This is a genomic window from Nitrospirota bacterium (assembly GCA_016214845.1).
GTDB lineage: Bacteria > Nitrospirota > Thermodesulfovibrionia > UBA6902 > UBA6902 > SURF-23.
Map to the genome: position 1 here is coordinate 38299 of JACRMS010000004.1, position 21299 is coordinate 59597.

General features: G+C 47.0%; 12 protein-coding genes. All 12 read right to left on the reverse strand.

Annotated features, from left to right (window positions below; all coding sequences use genetic code 11):
- Nucleotides 1-28 precede the first annotated feature (28 nt).
- Nucleotides 29-379 (reverse strand): PilZ domain-containing protein, encoded by a 351-nt coding sequence (locus HZB61_01105; GenBank protein MBI5055201.1) that lies wholly within the window; start codon nucleotides 377-379, stop codon nucleotides 29-31.
- Nucleotides 380-707: 328 nt separating this feature from the next.
- Nucleotides 708-881 carry a hypothetical protein gene (locus tag HZB61_01110; protein MBI5055202.1) on the reverse strand — a complete coding sequence of 58 codons (174 nt, stop codon included), beginning with the start codon at nucleotides 879-881 and terminating at the stop codon, nucleotides 708-710.
- Nucleotides 878-1717, reverse strand: coding sequence for an HDOD domain-containing protein (locus HZB61_01115; GenBank protein MBI5055203.1), 840 nt, complete (start codon nucleotides 1715-1717; stop codon nucleotides 878-880). The genes HZB61_01110 and HZB61_01115 overlap by 4 nt, the downstream gene beginning before the upstream one ends.
- Nucleotides 1718-1819: 102 nt before the next feature.
- Entirely contained in the window at nucleotides 1820-7993 is a 6174-nt protein-coding gene (locus HZB61_01120) for a CxxxxCH/CxxCH domain-containing protein (protein MBI5055204.1), read from the reverse strand.
- Between the two features lie 2 nt (nucleotides 7994-7995).
- The gene (locus HZB61_01125; GenBank protein MBI5055205.1) at nucleotides 7996-10662 is read right to left on the reverse strand and encodes a VCBS repeat-containing protein; all 2667 of its coding nucleotides are present in this window, start codon (nucleotides 10660-10662) and stop codon (nucleotides 7996-7998) included.
- A gap of 395 nt (nucleotides 10663-11057) precedes the next feature.
- Complete coding sequence (locus HZB61_01130; GenBank protein MBI5055206.1) at nucleotides 11058-12524, reverse strand: cobalamin B12-binding domain-containing protein; 1467 nt, start codon at nucleotides 12522-12524, stop codon at nucleotides 11058-11060.
- A 277-nt stretch (nucleotides 12525-12801) separates the two neighbouring features.
- Nucleotides 12802-13629 carry a cytochrome c biogenesis protein CcsA gene (gene ccsA, locus HZB61_01135; GenBank protein MBI5055207.1) on the reverse strand — a complete coding sequence of 276 codons (828 nt, stop codon included), beginning with the start codon at nucleotides 13627-13629 and terminating at the stop codon, nucleotides 12802-12804.
- Nucleotides 13626-14945, reverse strand: a complete 1320-nt coding sequence (locus tag HZB61_01140; protein ID MBI5055208.1) for a cytochrome c biogenesis protein ResB — start codon at nucleotides 14943-14945, stop codon at nucleotides 13626-13628. The genes ccsA (HZB61_01135) and HZB61_01140 overlap by 4 nt, the downstream gene beginning before the upstream one ends.
- A gap of 3 nt (nucleotides 14946-14948) precedes the next feature.
- Nucleotides 14949-15416 (reverse strand): hypothetical protein, encoded by a 468-nt coding sequence (locus HZB61_01145; protein MBI5055209.1) that lies wholly within the window; start codon nucleotides 15414-15416, stop codon nucleotides 14949-14951.
- Complete coding sequence (ccsA, locus tag HZB61_01150) at nucleotides 15413-16237, reverse strand: cytochrome c biogenesis protein CcsA (protein MBI5055210.1); 825 nt, start codon at nucleotides 16235-16237, stop codon at nucleotides 15413-15415. Before ccsA (HZB61_01150) ends, HZB61_01145 begins: the two co-directional genes overlap by 4 nt.
- Nucleotides 16234-17565, reverse strand: a complete 1332-nt coding sequence (locus HZB61_01155; protein MBI5055211.1) for a cytochrome c biogenesis protein ResB — start codon at nucleotides 17563-17565, stop codon at nucleotides 16234-16236. The genes ccsA (HZB61_01150) and HZB61_01155 overlap by 4 nt, the downstream gene beginning before the upstream one ends.
- A gap of 93 nt (nucleotides 17566-17658) precedes the next feature.
- On the reverse strand, nucleotides 17659-21299 hold a 3641-nt coding region (locus HZB61_01160), incomplete at its 5' end, for a cytochrome c3 family protein (GenBank protein MBI5055212.1).

The window sequence follows — 21299 nt, forward strand, 5'->3', positions numbered from 1 at the left end:
AATTTACCGAATCAAGATCAATCAAATATCAACCTTTCATTTTATCTATCCATGTGTCATAGGCAAAATCCAGTATATCGATCTTTGCTTCTTTATCTATTTCCTTAAATCTTATTCCTGTCAGCCATCTGTCGTTAAGCCGCTGTTTCCATATCACATCCCCCACTACATGGGCGTAGAGATCTTTCTTCGGGAGTCTGATCCTGAATTCCATGGTGTCATCTAATTGAGAATCAAGATTGTTTGATTCAATGCAGCATCCTTCGCGTGAAAAATTCTTTATCACGCCGGTTGAATGTCCACCTCCGTTTCCTGTAGAAGGTAATATTACATCAAGGGGAACTTCAAACCGTATATATCTTCTTTTATCTATAAGCATTATGCCACCTTAAATGTAAAAGAAACATATTTAGTAAATAGCATATCAAAATAATAATATCAATGATAAAATATGCAATAAATGAATTTCCTTTCATATGTGAATATTGCAAATTCAATGCCATTTGTAATGATGTAATTTATCAAATAGTTAGCTCATTGGTATGTGTGAAAGCAAAGTTGGTTTTTTGACAGAAGGGTTTATCCAGACAATAGCATGACATATTATCAGGAATGAAATTTCAAAAATTGAAAGGATGTTGTTTGCCCTGAAGTAAATGTCGATTATGTCAGTAGAAGAATTTATGTCCAGTGTCAGTCCGATTGCATTATTTTGAATCTTTGCAATTACCGGCATTGCAGGGAAAATAAACAGAGAAGGCCTTCTTCATTTTATCAATGGCTTCCAGCTGAGTCTTTCCCCTGGCAGAAAAGCCGGATATTTTATCGCTTTTAACAATCCAATCTCCATCGTCATCCTGATAAACAAGCAGTTCCTTCATTCGAGCAGTTCAGCCGATACCAGGTCAGATGTTATTCCGGCATCTATGCCTTTCAGGTCGTTCTCCGAGATCCCCAGTATGTCGAGGGAAGAATGGTCAAACGGGTAAGCCGGGTCTTTTTTCGTCGGGCTGAAAATTTTTTTAGTAGTAATGTAATCCGCTATATGTATAACAGCTACATGTTTGCGGTTCCTTTTTGCAAGTGAGGGCGTATGATGGTGCAAAGTTGTATCTAAGACTGTTCCAGGCAAATGCCATTCATCGGCAAGCCATGAGCCGATTTCAGCGTGTGTAAAATCCAGGACCGTTTTTTCCGCGTCGAGCATGGAATTTCCCTGTTCAATTAACTCCAGCACCTTCCGGTAGGTCTCGGAAAAGTGCCTGTTCAGGACTAAATATCCAATATCATGCAGTAAGCCGTTTATCAATATTTCTTGTGAAAATTCTAACTTGAGTTGCTGAGAAAGCAACCCTGCTGTAAATCCAACTGATACTGAATGATTGAATATCCTTTGATAATCAAAATCTGTCCCGCGTTTACCGTCATCAAGGACTGTCATTAAGGATATTCCAACGGCTATATTTTTGACGTTATTAAAACCTATCCTGAAAATTGCGTTGCCCAGAGTTTTCGTAGGTGTTTTGGAGGCAAAGTACGCTGAGTTGGCAACGCTGAGAATTTTTGCGGATATCGCAGGGTCATTCTCGACAATCTTCTCGAGTTTGCTTATTGATACCAGGTCATCGCCGACAAGGCTTAATATTTGCTGGGCAATAACCGGGATGGTCGGAAGAGTTTTTATTTGTTGAATATAATGTTTTAATGATTCTTCCATAGTCACATTGTACTTTAATCATCTTATTCTTGGCAAATATAATCGAGTATAGCAAAGCGGAATGGAAAGTCAAGAATGGAATAAGAGTGGATTATGAATGTCCTACCATGACTCGCTTCCATTACTGCTGCTGTTGTGATCGCCGCAAGAGCTGTTTGAAGAGTAGCAGTTGCTCTTACTGTAGCTGCCGGTTGCCTTAGTGAACTTCCTCAGATACACTGTTCCTCCGCCGTTACCGTCAGGTGCAAGTCGTGCAGGCAGGACTGTGAGCGGAGTGGCGCTATTTGTAGCGCTTATCAGTCTTGAGACTTTACCACCATGCGGTACGCGGATGTGGCATCCGACACAAGGTATGGACTGATGCGCGCTGTCTGAAGTGTGTGGCGCTACGGCAATGTTATGACAGTTCAGACAGAAAAGACCGTCGTCGGTGTTCTGGCTGGTAGCTCTGTTACTGTATGTCCGGAACGTTCCGGAAGATGTACCGTTATTCGACGCTAATGTGTACGGCCAAGCCTTATTCGTTCCTCCCAGCATCCACTTCACGGAAGAACCGTGAGGTCCGGTTGAATTCGCAGAATTGGTTTTATGACAGTCAGTGCAATACATTGTCTGTCCAGGTGTCCAGCCTCCTGCAAGTGCAGTTGAACTAAGCACGCTCGATCCTGACCCGGAGCTGTTCAGAGCCGCAACTACAGGATGGAATGACTTATTCCCCAGATTAAAATCAAGCCCTACATCGGTCCAGGCTGCAGCACCCGTTCCACCCCAGTTTGTAACATTTGTATTCGCTCCGGAGTGACACTTGTAACAGATCTCATACGCTTTCGTTGCGCTTCCCAGGATATATGTTGGCGCCGTCCAGTTGGTCAAAGTTGCTGAAAAAGGTAAGGCATTAGGCATTGTCGCGTAACTGTCATTTGTTGTGCCTGAGCCATTCCATCTGTATGTTGCCGTGTATGTCGTAGCTGTTGCTCCCCTTGAGTCTATTTCGAGTTCTACGACTACCCTGTCTCCAGTATTAAGCGAAGCTGTCCCGCCTGCAAGTGTCCATGAGTATGCCGCACTTGTTGTTGTTAATTCAGAACCATAACTTGTAGGGGCGACAATTACGGTCCCCTTGGTGTTATTTGCGTTCCAGACATATATAGTGGCGCGCATGTAGGCGTTTGCGCCAGCATTGTTTTCATCGGCCCATATTCTCAATGTCCAGTTACCGGCTGAAATGCTGGAAGAACTCGAAACCGCAGGCGAGATGAAGCTCGTCATTCTCCAGTACTTTGGATTGCCTGTGTTATTAATTGTCACTGTCTGCGTTTGCGCTGCCGAACCCTGTGCCGTCAGCATGTTACGTGACTGCCATGTACCTCCCTGGAAAGTGTCGGTTGAAGCCGTGGCAGTCGGTGTGGGTGTAGCCGGGATAGTATCCCTGAAATACAGAGTGCTCGAGTTTGCTGATATGACTGCTCCGTCCACTCCTCTAAGGATATCTGAAACCACATTCGTTCCTTGGGTATGTTTTGCTGATCCTGCGGCATGCATATTATGACAGTCGGTGCATTCAACATGTTTGTTCGCGCTTATATAGTCCAGTGTCTCGTCGTCGTGTGAAGGTTTATGTAAGCCGCTGTACAGTGAGACGTTATGTCCGTAACCGGTCTTTCCCGGATCATTATAGGTAAACGGTACGCTTCCAGGAAGTTGGAGACTGCCTGTAGCGCCGCTGCCGAAATAATAAGCTATCGTATATGTGCCGCTCATTGTAACAGAGACCGTCTGTATCTCGATATCTACCGAGATCTTTTCACCTGCGTTTAGGGTTATAGAGCTGGCAACAGGGATACTTACGGAGCGTAGACCACCCGGTGCCGCTGCGGTTGAAAACTCCATGGCATGCGTGGCAGCGGCAATTAAAGTTGTTCCCTTTGTGTCATTGGAATTCCACTTGTAAATCATATAACGAATATTTGCGTTTGCAGATGTGCTGCTTTCCCGCGAGTAAATGCTTATAAGCCAGTTACCTGCCGGTACTGTAGTAGTTGTAGCAACAACAGGAGATGTAAACGTAATTGCACCCCAATTTTTTGTTCCGGTAGTAACTGACAGCGACTGACTATAGCTTTCATAGTTTGTTGACGTTGTCCACGGCGACATAGACCTGCCTATCCAGGTCCCGCCTTGGAACGTGTCGCCTGATGAATGCGCATTCGGCATTGGCTCAGAAGGAGTTTCAGTGCCTGAGGGTTTAAAGTACAATCTGTCTGTCGTGCTGGTGGAACTTGCGGGACGTCCACCAGTTGTCTGCATGACAGTAAAGATATCCTGTGCCGCTGTACTCATGTTCGTGGCATTATAATAATCCCTGTTTGCTACTGATTTTGCAGTACCTCCGCCCGGATTCGTGTCCGTGCTCTTGCTGTGACAGCGGAAGCAGAGGTCTTCTTCTTCTGTCTCTGACGGAGCTGAGATACCGAGGTTGGCCTGCAGTCTTCGGATTGAGCCGACATGCACTCCGAACCTGTTTGTGTTGGAAGAATCACCGCTATATTGTCCCTGGAATGTGTTCGACTCATTTTCCTGAGTATCATGACATTTGGTGCAATTTGCATTGAAGGTATATCCGCTGTTTGTATAACGTGACGTTACAGCATACTGATGCTTTGCGTTCGTATAATCGGAAATTGTAATGACCGGCGTCCTCGTTACATGGCTTTCCGTCATCCTTCTTGATGTATCTTTAAGGATTTCCTGCTGATGGCAACTTACGCATATGCCTGTGCCTGTTGCTGCATTGAAATCGGTATTAGTGAATGTTGTAGTATCGTTTGCATCCGGAATAACATTTATGCCGATCCTCAGGACGTTGGCCCTGTTTGTGGAATTGCTGTTGAGCAGCGGACTGAATATGTTATGGTCCACATGGCACATCAGACACATCCTGTGATCGGGATTTTCACCGGTTGTTGCATCGCCCTGTGGTGTTAATTCAGGATAGTGGTCGGCTGCTGTAGAGTTCATCGCGTGATGATAGCTTGCAGGTGATGTCATATCGATGATGTGACAATCTGTGCAGAGATAGTTGGTTGCCGACCATGTCTTCTGCGCGGCATCTGATGCAGGATGACACGAAACATTCATGCATTTTTTCGTGCCCTGGTCATAAGACCCGATTGTCACTGTGGTATCTGTCCCGTACCATGTTTCGCCCACGCTGCCGAAGTCCCAGTACGTGCCGCCTCCATCAACGTCATAGACGCCGTTAACATGTTTGGTCCAGTCTGCGATTGATGTGTTTGTCGTAGTTGTTGCACCATGACAGTTGACGCACTGAATTTCATTTGAAGGCGTTGTCTGGGTCGAGGTATGGAATATGTGGGCATTGCCCTTTGGCGAGCCGGAGGTATATAGCGGTGTGGCCTTTCTGTAATCTGAATACGTTGCATTGCCGTGACAGACGTTGCAATCGGTTATGCTGCCTCCATACCAGTTGGGAGAAGTTTTATCAAAATCCCCGTTGCCCTGCGAATGACAGTATGCGGCGGAGCATGTTACTGATACGCCCTGTGTCTGGCTGTAACCTGATGTGTCGTCAGAAACACCGTTTTTAGACTTCAATGCGCCGCCGTGGTTTTTATTAAGCGTAATGTTCAATGTTCCGTTTCTGTGATTAGCTGTATCAACTGGATGACAGTTGCCGCATCCAAGGTCAACACTGGTTGTCGTGTTGTTTACCGCTGTGCTGCCGTATGCAATTGCCGCAGTCTTCACATGAGCGTTGTGAGCCCCTGAAGTCGGCAGTGCATTATGACAGGTGCTGCATCCCGTTCCTGAAGACCCCCATGTAGGGGTTGTCTTGTAAGTTCCAAGACCATTGCTGTGACAGTATGCTGTTGTACAGGTTGAAAAAGCGCTACCCTTTGTCTTGTTTTGTAGATAACCAAGATCGCCTGAAGTTAAAGCGTAGACATCGATATTTTCGTCAAGATGTTGATCAGGAGCCGTGGTGCCTTGCACTGCTCCCTTATGGCAATTGGCGCAACTGACTCCGCCCGCTGCAAGATGTATGCTGTGGCTCCCTGTAGCGGGCGCGGCAGCGTGACATGCAGTGCAGGCAACTGGTGAACTTCCCCATGCTGGAGTTGTTACGATGCTGCCTCTTCCGTTGTCATGGCATGATGCAGTTGAACATGTGCCGTAACCGTTACCAGGAGTACCTGCTGCTGAATATGAATTTGAAACCTCTATTAACCTGTCAACGTGATTTACTGAATTGTATAACGATGCATCATTTGATGCTCCCGTATGGCAGTCGCCGCAGCCGTTTACCCCCGTAGCGCCAAGATGAGCGCCGTGGCTGCCGGATGTTAAGCCTGATGCTTTTGTGACTTTGTGGCAAGTTCCGCATGTCGCGCTTGAAGAGTCGCCCCATGTCGGGATTGCGTAAGTTGGAGTTACGGAGCTCCCGTTTGTTGTGGACTGCCCTGTGCTGTGACAGTATGCTGTTGTACATGTTGTAAATGCACTACCTTTTGTCTTATCCTGAGGATATCCAAGGTCGCCTGCAGTTGAAGCATAAACATCAATGTTACCATCGCGGTGCTGAGCAGGCGCAGTTGAGCCCTGTACCGCTCCGTTATGGCAGTTACCGCATACGGACTTGTTGTATTGTGTTGTCACCACATGTTTTTGATGACTGCCTGTGCCCGGTATTGTTGCATGACATTCAGAACAGTCGGTTACGCTGGTACCCCATGTCGGTGTCACAGTGAGAGTGCCTGTTCCATCATCATGACACGATGCTGTTGAACACGTCCCATAACCATTGCCCGGTGTTCCGTCAGCAGTGTAGGAGTTTGCTGCATCAATCGAACCATTGACGTGATTTGATGAGTTATATGATGAAGCGTCATTTGACGCCCCTGTGTGACAATCACCGCAGCCGCTTACTCCCGTTGCGCCAAGATGCGCAGAGTGACTGCCGGAGTTTAATCCTGACGCTGCTGAAACTTTATGACACGTGCCGCATACAACGCTTGACGGATTATCCCATACCGGTGTTGCATAAGTAGGGGTTGAAGAATTTCCATCTGTTGTTGATTGTCCGGTGCTGTGGCAGTATAAGTTCGAACAGGTCTTTGCTCCTGTAGTGGAAACCATGGTGACAGGGGAGGTTGATGATGTATTGTAACTTACTCCTGATTGACCGTTATATGTTCCTCCCTGATAAGCCCCGCCAAACAAAGAAAACCCCATTGTTATTGTTAGAGAACTGTTGTGAGTTGGGCCCAAACCGGCGCTGTTATAGTGACATGTTGCACATGCATAGCCTTTAGTATTTGCATGCAAGTCATGAGCTCCGGCAGTTGAGGAACCGGTCGTGCCGTTATTACTTGCCAAGCCGTTTGGCCCTCCAACAGTATTAACAACCGGCGGATAACCATGACAGGTATCACAGTTGTGTCTGAAGCCTTTCGTGTGAAGGTGGCATGCTGTGCATTTTACTCCCGAATTATGAGAATGATTTCCTGCCGCGCTGTTTTTATGATATGTTGTTTGCGTGTGGCAGGCTTCGCAAACGCCGTTATAAGTTGAGTCTCCATCCGCAAATGAATTTGTCCCGGTTGAATAATAAAACTTAACAGACTTGTTTCCGCTATTTGGAGTGGTGACAGTGCTTCTGATCAGTTTCCCATACACTATCGCAAATGTATTGCCGGAGCTTGCTTTTGTTAAATCTACAGGGCCTGCAATAGTAAGCGTGTCGCCGGTATTGCCTGTAATTTTATAGTTATAATTTTTCTGGGCAATGTTTGGAACAACTACCAAGTCTTTATACTGATCATCAGTCCAGCCCGCGCCGGTTCTTGTAAGTGTTGTTGTTGTTACTGATGATACTGTCCCTTGATAGAGATAGCTCGGGCTTCCATATGTTCTGAACTGTCTTTGGTAATGCTGGTCATGACAGGTTATACATTCCATGGTCCAATTACCATAGCCGTTGTCTATATTTAAACTGGAATGTGTCCTTACATAGGGAGCGTCAACGTCATTATGACAGCTCCAGCAAAGGGAATTGTACTGGGTATCGTCTATATTCTGCTGAGTATGTGACGTCCATTCCGGCATAAGAGTCGACTGAGTGCCGTATACAAAATGACATGAATCGCATCCGATATTATTTACGCTGGAATGAGGATAATCCAATGAATAGGCATGGCTTGTTATAAGACAGAATGTTAATACAAGAATGGCTATTATGGTTTCTTTTTTTTTCATCTCTACCAATATACATTTCCTACCGCAACGTTTACGCCGTATCTTGTATCTAAAGCCTTAAAGTATGCTTTCTCTATTCCGTTAGAATCAAAAACCTTTACCATTGCCTTATTGCCTGCTCCTGCTCCCGCCCCTGCCACTATCTCTGTTAGTCCGTCATCATCCAGGTCGCCGATCGCTATATTTACTCCATAATTTCTTGCTATATATGGCCTGAACGTTGATATACTGTCGCCGTTTATATCATAGATGTCTATTTCGTCGCGCATCTTGCGGTCAGCTATGACGCCGGTTACAATTTCGTCATAACCGTCGCCATTCATATCTCCGGCCGACAGGCTTATACTATAACCATATCGAGATTTTATCGGATACTCTTTAGTCTCTGAAACAGTCCAATGTCCTGTTCCTGCTGATGTATTCACTGTCCACATTTTTATTACAGAGGTATTAGTTCCATTACCTGGGGCTGTAATTATCTCGTCAATACCGTCATTGTCAACATCTCCGGCCGCAACTTTTACTCCGCTGCCCCTGTCATATGCAAGCAGGTTGATGCCGCTGTCTATCATCTTCTGCTCTGTCGGATCATAGACGAATACTTTCACATATGCAGGATTGCCGGCTCCTGAACCGGTACCTACTATGACCTCGCTGCGGCCGTCGCAGTTAAAATCTCCGGACCCCACATGCGCCCCATAGGAATACTCAAATACGTCAATTTTCAGGTTGGTCAGCTCATCGCCGTTATGGTCAAATATTTTTACTTCCGCAGGATTTTTCGGTCCCGGACCTGGTGCCGTGATTATTTCATCTACCCCATCATCGTTGATATCGCCGGTTGCTACATTTACTCCATATTTATATTCGTGGGCAATAAACTCTATTCCGGCCTCACTGCCGTCTGCATCGAACACCTTTACAATACCGGTGTTTTGCTCGCCGGGGCCTGCTCCAACAATAATCTCTTTCCTTTTATCTGGCTGGATTACCACTTGACTGACGTATTCACCTCTGAAATTTATTCTGCCATCAGCCTGCAATGTCTGGCTCTGTGAGGAAGGCTTTCCGTATCCGTCTACATCCCCGAATACTATTGAGTACGCACCCACAGTGGCATTTGTTTTTGACCAGAGAGACCCGGCTCCTGTGTAGGATTCGGGGCCGTTTATTATGAAAGTCGCTCCGGGAATGTTTGTTGTCACAAATATTGTGCCTGTAATATGGATTATATTAAGCGTAACGTCTATGACTGCCGGACTCGATAATACGTTTTCTCCTGCTATTGTTATTGCTCCAGAATAAGTGCCTGCTCCCAATGATGTAATATTTACTGAAACTGAAATGGTATCTGGAGCTGTCCCTGTTTCTTTGTTTATTGAAAGCCAGGCGCTATTTGATGCCGCTGTCCAGCTCAGCGTGCCTTCGCCTGCATTGGTTATTGATAGGCTCTGTGCTGAAGGCAATGAGCCGTTAACAGATGTAAATTCCAGGAGGGAAGGGCTTACTGAAAGCACAGGTGTCGGTAAAACAGTAAGCTGGATATATATGACCTCTGTTGAACCGGATGCCGAACTTATATTTACTGTGCCTATGTATGTATTTGGCGAAAGTCCGCTGATATTTACTCCTATATTAAGAGTTGATGTGCCTGACACCATTGCCACTCCTGATGTCTCCGATAAAGTTATCCATCCGGTCGTAGTGCTTGCTGTCCATGAAAGAGGCTCGTTACCGTTGTTTATTATTTCCAATGCCTGTGACGGCGGGTTGTCACCATACTGCTGTGCTGTAAATGTGAGAGCCAGCGGGGTTATCTTCATATTTGTAAATGAAGCCAATCCATAAATTTCAACTGTACAGGCATTAAGCGATGCGATAAAAAGCCTGTTACTATTTGCTATAGTAACGCCCATCGGGGTTCTCAGCGGATTATCTGAATCGAATACTGCGCCAAGGTACGCGCCGTTCTTGTCATAGACGAGCGCTACATTGTGATATGTGTCGGTAACGTATATCCTCCCTTCATTATCAATTGTTATATGCTGAGGTTTGTACATCTGTCCTACATTTTGTCCGTAGCTGCTAAAACCTTTCTTGTACACTCCGTTCATGTCGAATATTTGTATCCTTGCGCCATCCACCAGCGTGCCATATTGGTCATACGTAACCTGCCGGTCCAGCACTAATATCTCTCCTGCCGCCTCATCTATTTCCACTGACATTGGTTTGTGAAATTGACCGTCACCGCTGCCGGAGTTTCCGAAAGATGAATTGAAAGAGCCGTGACTGTTGTATATCTTTATCTTGTCCTCACTGCTGTCTGCAACATAGATCTTCCCAGCGTTGTCTATTGCGATATCATTTGGCTGAGTAAATTCACCATCTCCGGAGCCAAGCTTAAATAATAACGTCAGGCCGGGATTATAAACCTCAACATTCCTGCTGTCTTTGTTTCCTATGAAAATCCGTCCTGCTGCATCTAAAGCAACGCTGATTGGTTTATTAAGTCCTTCAAGAGTTCCTTTGTATTCGCCGCTCTGTGTGAAGATGAGCAGTTTGTTATTAACTGACTCTGCCACGTAAATGTTTTCCTGATTATCCAGCGCCAATGCCGTCGGTGCATCAAGGTTACTTGTAACGGGCTGAAGCCTCGTATAATCAGGCATAACGGATGCCTGGGAAATACTAGAACAGAAAATAAATATGATAAGACTTATAGCAATGGCGACGTCTGTTTTTATTGCATTATGTTTTGAGACCGTAGTCATATCTCTTGAAATCCTCAGCCCTTTAACTGCAAATAATATGCCTCAATTATCAAATCGTGTAATTAGGCTTTTTATTTAGGTAAATTTGAGCGTGGAATACAAAAGTGCTTTAAAAGATGTGGAAAATAACGCTATGTTAAGCGACTAAACGCAATTCAGTAAAGAGACAGTAAGAGTAATTATATATATTATATTGCCGTTAAATAGCTTAAGTGACAAATGTTGTCAGCGATGTTATCAGATTTACGATAGATAATTGGGGCGCTTATTTACTAAAAAAACAAGGGATGCAATCAGCGTGTAAGTTGAGCATGTAGCTTTTCCAGCATCTTTTTGACATCCTCAGGCATTGTCGTGTCTTTCATTGTTTCCGCGAGATATGAACTTGTGGAAATTATATGAACAACCTTTATCATGAATTCCTTCTTTTTCTCGGTCATGCTGTCAAGGGTATTTATTTTATGCATATAAAACTCTCTTGACGCCCTACCAAGTTCTTCAGAGACCTCCGCGAGGGTCATGTTCTTTGGTTTAATCACAGGCTCTACGAGATTATATTTGCTGTAATCCGTCACAGCTACATAATCTTTCAATTGCGGATAAAGCTCGGAGTATGGCCAGGGGGCTATTGCCAGAAAGAATGCAAGGTCAGGGTTGTAAAACTTGGAAAGCTCGAAGGTCTTTCTCATGCTTTCAACTGTGTCATCAGGCATTCCCATTACAAACGATGTCTCGGAGACCATATCATGTTCGTTAATCAGGTCAATCGCTTTTTTGGACTGCTCGACCTTTATGTTCTTTTTAAAGATATCAAGCGTCGCCTGCGTTGTTGCTTCCACTCCGACGTATATATGGTCGATAAGCGCTTTCTGGTATTTCCACATGATGTCTTCATCACGGAGTATATCGTCTACCCTGGTTTCCATCAGTATCTTGGTGCCGACTTCTCTTTCAATCAGCAGGTCCAGTATCTTGTCCCATCTCTTCCTGTTCAGAGTGGGCGTTTCGTCGGACATCATGACAACGTTAACGCCATATTTATCTCTTAAAAATTCAAGCTCATTCACAAAATTTTCAGCGCTTCTGCCTCTCCATTTTCTCTCCCAGAAAAGCTGCTGCGAGCAGAAGCTGCACTGCTGATTGCATCCGCGTGATGTGCTGACTATAGCGAGCACCGAATCTTCCATCGGTTTATACGTGTAGATCGACCAGTCTATCAGGTCCCACGCGGTAGGAAGGCTGTCGATATCCTTGATAAATCCTCTTGTCTGGGTTACAGCAACCTGGCTGCCTGTCCAGTATGCAATGCTTTTAACTTTTGAAACATCTCCCTGCGCAAAGACCGTGTTTAAGAGGTCTACAAAAGTTTCCTCTCCTTCACCGCGCACAATGAAGTCTAAATACCCGTTGTGTTCCTTCAGTATCTCGTGATAGCAGAATGTGGGGTGGACATTTCCTATGACGGTGATGATGTTGGGGTTAATCCTTTTTGCAAGTTTTAATACCTTTAAACCATCAACTATGCCCGCGGTAAACGCTGTCGTGGCGACAACATCGGGTTTTTCATCCGTTATTCTTTTTTCTATATCATCGTATCCGTGCCAGTGGCTCATCGCATCGTAGATAACAGGTTCATATCCCGCGGCCCTGAGACTTCCGGCAATATATACAAAGGCGACATTTAGCCACACGCCTGCCGATTCAACCACACCGGAATGATAAGGGGGGGTTATGAGTAATATTTTTTTGCGCTTATTCATTTAATTGTGATCTCCTTAATTTGTCATTTAGTCAAAATTATGAGCAGTGAGTGTCATTTTGACAATCCAGCTACAGTGTTAGCTGCAATTATCATTTTAAAATGATTATGCAGTAAAGAGCAATACTGTTATAAATTATTCTTTATAGAACAGCCGGTTATCTTTCGTTGGTTGTTACCCTGAATAGAAAATCTGTATGTCCTTTCTTTTTATCCGGTATTTTAAAAAGCAAAAATAATGCCATGTGCTAAAGACAGCTATGAAAGAACATCTGCTGTTATTTGAAATATTCCGAATGGATCGATGATTCAAGAAACGGCACAAAAAATACGGACAGCAGCGTAAGCAAAAAACACAACATGAAAAGATATGCGGCGTTTTCCCCCTTTAATCCGAAGAAATGTCTGAGGTGGAGGTATACCCCAAAGAATATCCAGGTGATCAGCGCCCATGTCTCAATAGGGTCCCACGCCCAGAATCTCCCCCAGGACTGATAGCCCCAGATGGAGCCGGCAAGAGTCGTTATGGTCCAGAAGGCGAAACCGAAACCTGCAAAGCGGTAGGCGTACACGTCGATCGTTTCCAGATCAGGGAGTTTTTGCAGCCACTGGGTCCTGGTATGTTTTTTCAGGACGTAGAATATGGAAAAAGCCAGCGCGATAAGCATCGCTCCAAGGGCGATCTTAATGAACGAGACATGGAGCACAAGCCATATGCTTTTCAGCGAGGGAGGTAGTTGGTCTGCCTTCGGGTCAAAGAAAAGACTCAACCCAAGGGCAAGCAACGTTACCGGGAAAACAATAACGCTTGCCGGTTTTGTCTTTGGATAGAACTTGATGAATATGAGAAATAGAAACAGCGCGATCCACGCGTCAGAGGAGATCACCTCGTAGCGCACCATGTAAGGGCCGTGTCCGGATGTTATCCATCTGTAAAGCAGCGCGCTTCCGTGACTGACAAGCCCGGCGCTTACAAAAAAGTAACTGCGCCTCTCGGATTGTTCCTTGTTGAAAATTACCCCTGCCGCGTTAAAAATAATTGCGATCGCGTAGATAATAACTGCGGCCCAATTGAAAACGGATTCAATCATGTACTGATTACTCATTTGCCGTCACTCCACGCAAAGGCCGAACATATCTCTTTAAACTCTTCCTCATAAAATTTCTCAAACTTTGTCGGTATCCACACGAGGGAATACCCTTCGCGTTCCTTTCTGATCAGAAACTCCCTCGGAGGGGTGAAGTAGGAAAGTATCACGCCGATTATTATAATTGAAAAACCGAAGAAGACGCCGGACATGCCGGGGTCTTGTACAAATATCAGTCCGGACCACCTGGAAATATAAACAAGCCGCGCGGTGTACGGCCCGAGTTCGCCGCTATCCCCAAGCCTGAGGCGTACCTCATTAACGAGCTTATTTTTATCGTCCGTGATCATTATATTCAAAAGCGGATTCCCGCCGGTCATTTTCTTTTTATCCGCGTCTGCAAAATAGCTGGCTTTTATAGGGTAGGGGAGGCCTTCTACATTGAAGCTGCCGTGGCCCGGTTTGTCCCTTCGTCCGGGGTGTTCAATCAAGAGTATGGTGCTTGTCTCTGCGCCATCTTTGTCAATGAGCTCCACGAAAAATGCATGACCTAACGTGTTGCTCTGGTAAATGCGGGTCCCCTTATAAGTGATGATCTTGTTGATGCCGGGCTTGTACTTTCTGGAATTTCCCCGCGGGTCGATGATGGTGATATCCGATGACAGGCTTTTCAGATCGTCTGAATTCCAGAACTCGTAGTTGACCTTATCGAGCCGTACCGCATCCGGCAGGACAAATGCGTCTGAAAGCAGCCCGTTCTCTTCAACGGTCCATGGCTTGCCGGGCCCATGCACCTCTTCCTCCACAAGGTGAAGCAGACCCCTCTTCTGTGTCAGTAAAAGAACGAGAGACGATGCGATGATGGCCACAAGGCCAAGATGTAAGAGCGTGTTGCCCCAGTATCCCCACGGATGCTTGACGAATCTTTTTGCAGCTTCATATGTTCTGATATTGATGTATCCCTTTTTTCTGACCGCGGACACCAGAGCTGCTTCGGATGCCTGGATAATTGCGCCTTCTTTTTGAGTGAAAATATCTTTATTAAAAGTCCGGTGGAAAGATTTTTTAATCTGGTCTAATGTTGAAATAATCAGTGTGAGCAAGAATATGGAAAGCATTACCGCAAACCACGGTGTCGTGTACACGTGATCGAGGCCGAGTCTTTCCAGCCAGGGGACAAGGCCGGGATTGGCATACCTCCATTTCTCAATGTCCGCCAGCGATGTGATGAATCTCTGAGGGAAGCTGTATCCGAGCAGGACCACGGAAAGTATAAGAGATATCTGTATAATGACGGATTTTCGTGAAAGGAGGAAGGATTTAAATTTGTTCATGCTTTATTGTTGCGCGCTTTTCTCTTCTCCCGCAGCCGTAACATTTATGACGAGCCACTTGTCTTTTTCCTTTTTCAGCTCATAAGTCATTTCGTAAGTGAAATCCTTTTCCTCAACCTTTTTCTCCCCGGTATTTATGTCGTAGTGTGCGTAATCCCATTTCTCACTTGTTGCTGCTACGGCTTTGTCTCTTTCAGGGAAAGTGATCTCTTTGAACTTTATGTCCTTCAACTGCGACTCCATTCTGATATTGCTTTCGCCGAGCGCGGCCATGTGATAGTAAAGCTTTGTGGCATGGTCCACGGTAGCGACTTCCTGCATGGGATTCATGTTCATATTTTTATATCCTTCAGCGAGAAGCGCATTGTACTTGTATATCACATGCTTGATATTTTCCGTTTCTTTTTCACTCTTAACGCAGGCAATCAGGGCTGAAATAAGGACTAACAGTAAAATAATTTTCTTTGTCATTTGAAGTACTCCAGATGTATGGCGGTTTCAAGGTGTGATGTGTAGAAAAGCGCAATGAGAGAAATTGTGAAACAGGCTATGAGAAGATATGCCGCTTTTTCACCGGACCAATTAAAAAATCTCCTCATGTGAAGATAGAACCCCCAGAATACCCACGCAATAAGAGCCCAGGTCTCCACAGGGTCCCATCCCCAATATCTTCCCCAGGACTGGTGTGCCCAGATGGAACCGGCAAGCACTGCTACGGCCCAGAAAATGAAACCGAAGCCGGAGAACCTGTACGCGTAGAGATCGATTATTTTGAGCTCAGGCAGGGATTGCAGCCATTTGGACCTCGTACGCGTTTTCAGAATATAGAAGATCGAGAAGGCGAGGGCTATCAGAAGAGAGCCGAGGGCTATCTTGAAAAAGGAGATATGGAAGATAAGCCAGATACTGGTAAATATAGGGGTAAGGGTCCTGATCTCGGGCGAGAAAAAAATACCGAGCGCCATCGCAAGGAAAGTCGCGGGAATGACAATTATACTTGCGCGGCTGATGACCGGGAAATATCTTCTAAACACGAGGAAGACCGATATCATGATCCATGCGTCCGATACCAGCACCTCATTGCGGGTGATATACGGGCCGTGCCCGGTGATTGTCCACCAGAAACCTATGCCGATACTGTGTACGAGCAGACCGGCGTACACCATGCGGTAGCCGTTACGCTCAACGTTTTCCTTTCTGAAGATGATGCCGTAGGCATTCAATACGCCGGCGATTATGTACATAAGGACAGCCAGCCAGAGCAGCCCGGTATAAACAGCGAAATTATTCATGTCTCTTTCTCCAGTGCGAGTTTATTTTTCAACTGTCCCAATTCTTCAGAATACAGCTCGGCAAATTCGACCGCCTTCCATGACAGGGACAGCTTGTCTCCATGAGTGAACAATATTATCTCCCTTGGCGGCAGAAAGTAATGCGCAAACGCGCCAAGTATTATTATAAAAAATCCAAAGAAAATTCCGGGCATTCCGGTTATGTCCACAAAAATTATCCCGGTCCACTTCCGCACGTCAAGGACCTTTACGCGGTATCCGCTTACATAAGCTGTTTCACCGCGCGTTAATGAACTCTGCTCCGATATATTATCACCATCCTTGGTCCTTATGACAAGAAGGGGGTTTGTTCCCTCGATGGATTTTTTGACCGCGTCGGCGAAGTACTTTGTCTGAAGCAGACTGTTTGTCCCCGGCAGTATAAAATCCTGGTAGCTGGCAAGCTCCAGGCTTTCGGGATGAATGAGCTCAAGTATCATTTTATGTATTTTATTTTCTTTGTCTTCCAATTCGATAAAAAAGGCATGTCCGAAATCAAGCGTCTGATAAATACTGACACCTCTGTATTTCCCCATTGTGTTCACTGATAGCGACTGCTTGGACGCTTCATTGTTGTCTTTGATGACAGTGATATCCGATGATATTTGCCGCACACGAAAATTGTCCCAGAAAACGGGCGCTGTTTTATCGAGCCGCACGGAAAACGGCAGGACAAAATCTGATGCCAGAAGGCCGTTCTCCTGGACTATCCATGGGGTGTCCGGTTTAAAGGTCTCACCCTCCACGAGATTCACCTTGCCTCTTTGCTGGGTCAGGGCAATGAAGAATGACGACGCTATCACAATGGTGATCCCCGCGTGAAGCAGGAAATTGCCCCAGTGTCCCCAGGGATTTTTTATGAATTTTACTGCACCTTCCGTCTCAGTGACCTTTGAATATCTGAAACTCTTTATCAGTTCTTCCGCTTTGCTCCTGCTGACGGAAACGCTCATGCTGCTGCTGTCCGAAGGGGTGATGCGGAAGGTCTTCTTCCGCGAGCCGGAGAACTGCTCTATTGTAGATACCAGAAGCGCGAGAAAAAGCAGGGACAGGATTATTCCAAACCAGACAGTTGTGAAAATATGGTCCAATCCGTACCACTCATACCTGCTCCTCAAGAAGGGATGGGCCTCTTCCCATTTCACTACCTTGTCAATGCCGAGAAGAAATTTCTGGGGAAAATACGTGCTCATTGCCACCGCGGTAATGTTGAGAATTATCAGGGCGGCGACAACTCCGCGTGACAGGATATATTTTTTTATCGTTCCGTAGATCGCGGGCATTTTCATTTCAGGGTCTCTTGAGTCATGTGCAGTAATAGTATATTCGATGTCAGGGCAAAAAAAAACCGGGGCGAGCGCCCCGGTTTTTTAGAAGTCAGGTTACCACCTGTTTGTTGTAGAGATTGTCAGGTTGTGCCTGGTGTCACAGGTGACGTTACAGTTTGTGCTTGAGCTGCTGTATCCGGTCGGAGTCGCTGCCTTTACAAAGGCCTCCAGGTAGATAGTCCCGGTGCCATTGCCGGCTGGCCAATAACGCGCCGGGAGTCCTGTGCCGGTCCCGTTGGTATTGTTAGCATTTACAAATCTCGGCATCTTTCCGCCGTGCGGTACCCTTATGTGACAATTTACACATGCGGCAGAGCTGTGGTTGCCCTGAGAGTGTACGTTGTTTGCAGTATTCGCACTCGGATGACAGTTGAGACAGAAGAGACCGTTCGCTGTGCCGCTGCTTGTTGCCTTATTGGACAGCGTGCGGAAACCTGTGGTCCCGGAGGTCCCGTTGCTTGTTGATGCCGTGTACGGCCATGCCTGGTTCGGGCCCTTAAGCATCCACTTCACAGATGAACCGTGAGGTCCGCTCTGGTTGGTCAGGCTTGAATCATGACAATCCGTACAGGTCATTATCGCTCCCGGGGCCCATGCTGTCCATGTGCCGCCGGCGCTTGTGCATGTTGCTGAGGTTGTATTCTGCGGCAATGAACATCTTCCGCCTGCAAGCTGGGCTGCTATTAAACGGCTGCCTGTTGCAAGGGCAGTCCCTATCGGATGCCTTGCGGTGTTGCCTGTGTTGAACTCAAGACCAAGGTCTGTCATCTGCGCTGCGCCTGTGCCAAGGCCAACTGCTGACTGGCCGGTTGAATGGCACTTGTAGCACAACTGGTACTCAGCCGTGATCGTTGCTGCTGCTCCGTATGTCGGTGCTACCCAGTTTGCGCCTGCAACTGATACGGGCCTTCCGATGCTTCCTGTAAGTACGCCGGCAAGTGTCGTTCCGTTGGCATGATTGCCGGTGACTGCTGTGTGCTGATCGTGGCAATCAAGACACTTTACCGTGCTGTGTCTGCCTGTGGTCAGGTCAAAGGCGCTCTTTATAGCGTCTACCGCTCCGTTAGCAGGCGTGTTGCCGTGACAGTTGTAGCAGAAGTTGGTTGCTGCTGTGACCGTGTCGTTAACGTTGTACGTGTAACGTAAGAGCTTGGCCAGGCTGGAGCCGTGAGCATTAATTCCTGCTGTGTCTCCATGACATGCCAGACACTTGTTGGTGTTGGCCGCTCCGCTGTGGGCCACTGTTCCAATGGTCCATCCGATGTTGACAGGGGAGTGTGTATCGCCTGAGCCTGCCTGGTTGAACGGTGTCGCTCCATACAGGGTGCTGCCGTTTGCATCGTGACAGCTTACGCAGAAGGCTTCTGCCGAGCTGCCTGTTCCGTTGTAGATAATGCCAGCGCCTGTATCCTGGTTCTTCAGGTACGCGCTTACGCCGTCACCGTATGTGGTGTGGTTTGTCTGGTCGTGACATACGATACATGCATCCTGGTTTACAATCTGCGATGAAGCAGTTGCGCCAAGCACATGGTGCGATGTCTTTACAAAGTCACCGGTGCCGGGTGTTGATTCCACTATCTGGCGTCTCCTTGTGTCTGATGAGCCCGCAGGAGGCGTGCTGTTGTGACACTGTAAGCAGTTGCCTGACGGCTGGAACCCTGCATCGTGGAAATGACAGGATGTACATTTCGCTCCGTCATTGTGTGACTGTCCACCGGGTGCAACGCCGTCTGCCTGGTGATGGTTGGTCTGCGTATGACATGTGTTACACAGATAGTTCGCAGTTGTCATGTCAGCAGGCTTGTTGTTGTCTGATGCGTAGCTGTACTGGCCAGTCTGCGCCTCAAACGCTACGTTGTTGCCTCTTATAGCGCTTCTTACGAACTTCAGGTTTGTGTTGCCTCTGAAGTTGGTCTGCGTGCTCATCGGGTTATGACACTCTACGCAATTCAGGTTCATCATAACACCGGTTGTCGGGTCTGTGTATGTTGTGCTGAAGTGTGTGTCCACCTTCAGGTCTGATCCGCCGGCCCCTGTTCCAGGCGCTGCAGGGTCATGACATGTCAGACATGCAGTATTTGGAATCGCTGCATTCGGTACGTATGTGTCAGGAGTTGTATGACACGTTGTACATGCCTGCACATTGTGCGGTACAGGTGTTGTTACGTTGTGCTGGAATCCTGCGTTATGAGCATGACAGGTCCTGCAATCCGCGCCGTCATTGTGCGACTGGCCGCCCGGGGCAATGCCGTCGTTCTGATGGTGGTTAGTTGCAGTATGACATGTGTTACAGATGTAGTTTGCCGCTGTCATGTCGGCAGGCATGTTATTGTCGCTTGCATAGCTGTACTGGCCTGTCTGTGCCTCAAACGCTATGTTGCTGCCCCTGATGACGCTTCTGATGAACTTGAGGTTGTTGTTGAACCTGAAGTTGATCTGCGTGCTCATCGGGTTGTGGCACTCTACGCACTTAATGTCTGCAAGCAATCCCGTTGTCGGGTCTAAGTAGTTGTCGCTGAAATGCCTGTCTACTTTAAGTGTAGAACCGCCTACGCTTCCGATTCCGTGACAAGCTTCGCACTTGCTGTTCGCAATAGGCGCGTTGGCGTATGCATCCTGCATCCTGCCGAGTGCGTCTACTGTATGACATGCACTGCATGATGCTGTGTCATGCGGGAACGGAGGAGGTGTCAGTGTCGGCAGGAAAGCGCTGCCGTGAGCATGACATGCCGTACAGTTTTCGCTGTCGTGGTGCGGTGTGTAGCCGTTTCTGTTGTCAAGCGGCGCTCCGCCGTTGTACCACTGATGGTTGGTCTGTGTATGACAGGTCTGACATACGTTCTCATTGAAAGGTATGCCGTCCGCGAATGACCCCGCGCCTGTATATGATGTGAATCCAATGCTGCTTCCGGCTATTACACTGCCTGCAAGCGTGCCTCTTACATGCTTCTGGTTGCCCTGTGCATGCATTACATCATGACATGCTACGCAGGAGTTGGTGTAGTTATACCGGCCCGAGCCGTTTGCCGCTGTGTGTGACAGTACATTCGGGGCTGTTGGGTAGCCTGCCTTCAATGCGCCTGCTGCCGTATGACACTGCTCGCACTTGCTGTCAGGGATTACGGTTGTGTACGGCTGCGCGTCCACATGACAGTAGTTGCAATTTGTGATTGCATTATGCGGCGCATCAGCAGGTGTTGCTGTCGGGATAAAGCCTGCGCTGTGCGTATGACATGTTCTACAGTCTGTGCCGTCATTGTGCGACTGGCCGCCCGGGGCTATGCCGTCATTCTGATGATGGTTTGTATTTGTATGACATACTTCGCAGATTCCGTCATAAGGCGCTACATTGTCTGCAAAGCTGTTGGCCCCAGTGTATGCCGTAAATACTACTGCACTTGACCTTATCGTGCTTCTGATAAGCTTCAGGTTGCTCTGGGCGCTCATCGGGTTGTGACACTCAACGCACTTGATGTCAGCAAGCTGTCCGGTCGTCGGATCAATGTAGTTGTCGCTGAAGTGCCGTTCTACTTTAAGCGTTGATCCGCCTGTGGTGCCGATGCCGTGGCAAGTATTACACTTTGCATTCGCTATAGGAGCATTCGGTATATAGTCTGATGCCGTATGACATGCTGTACATGCCGCAGTGTTGTGCGGGGCGGGCACTGTCACGCTTGACGCCTGGTTTACGAATC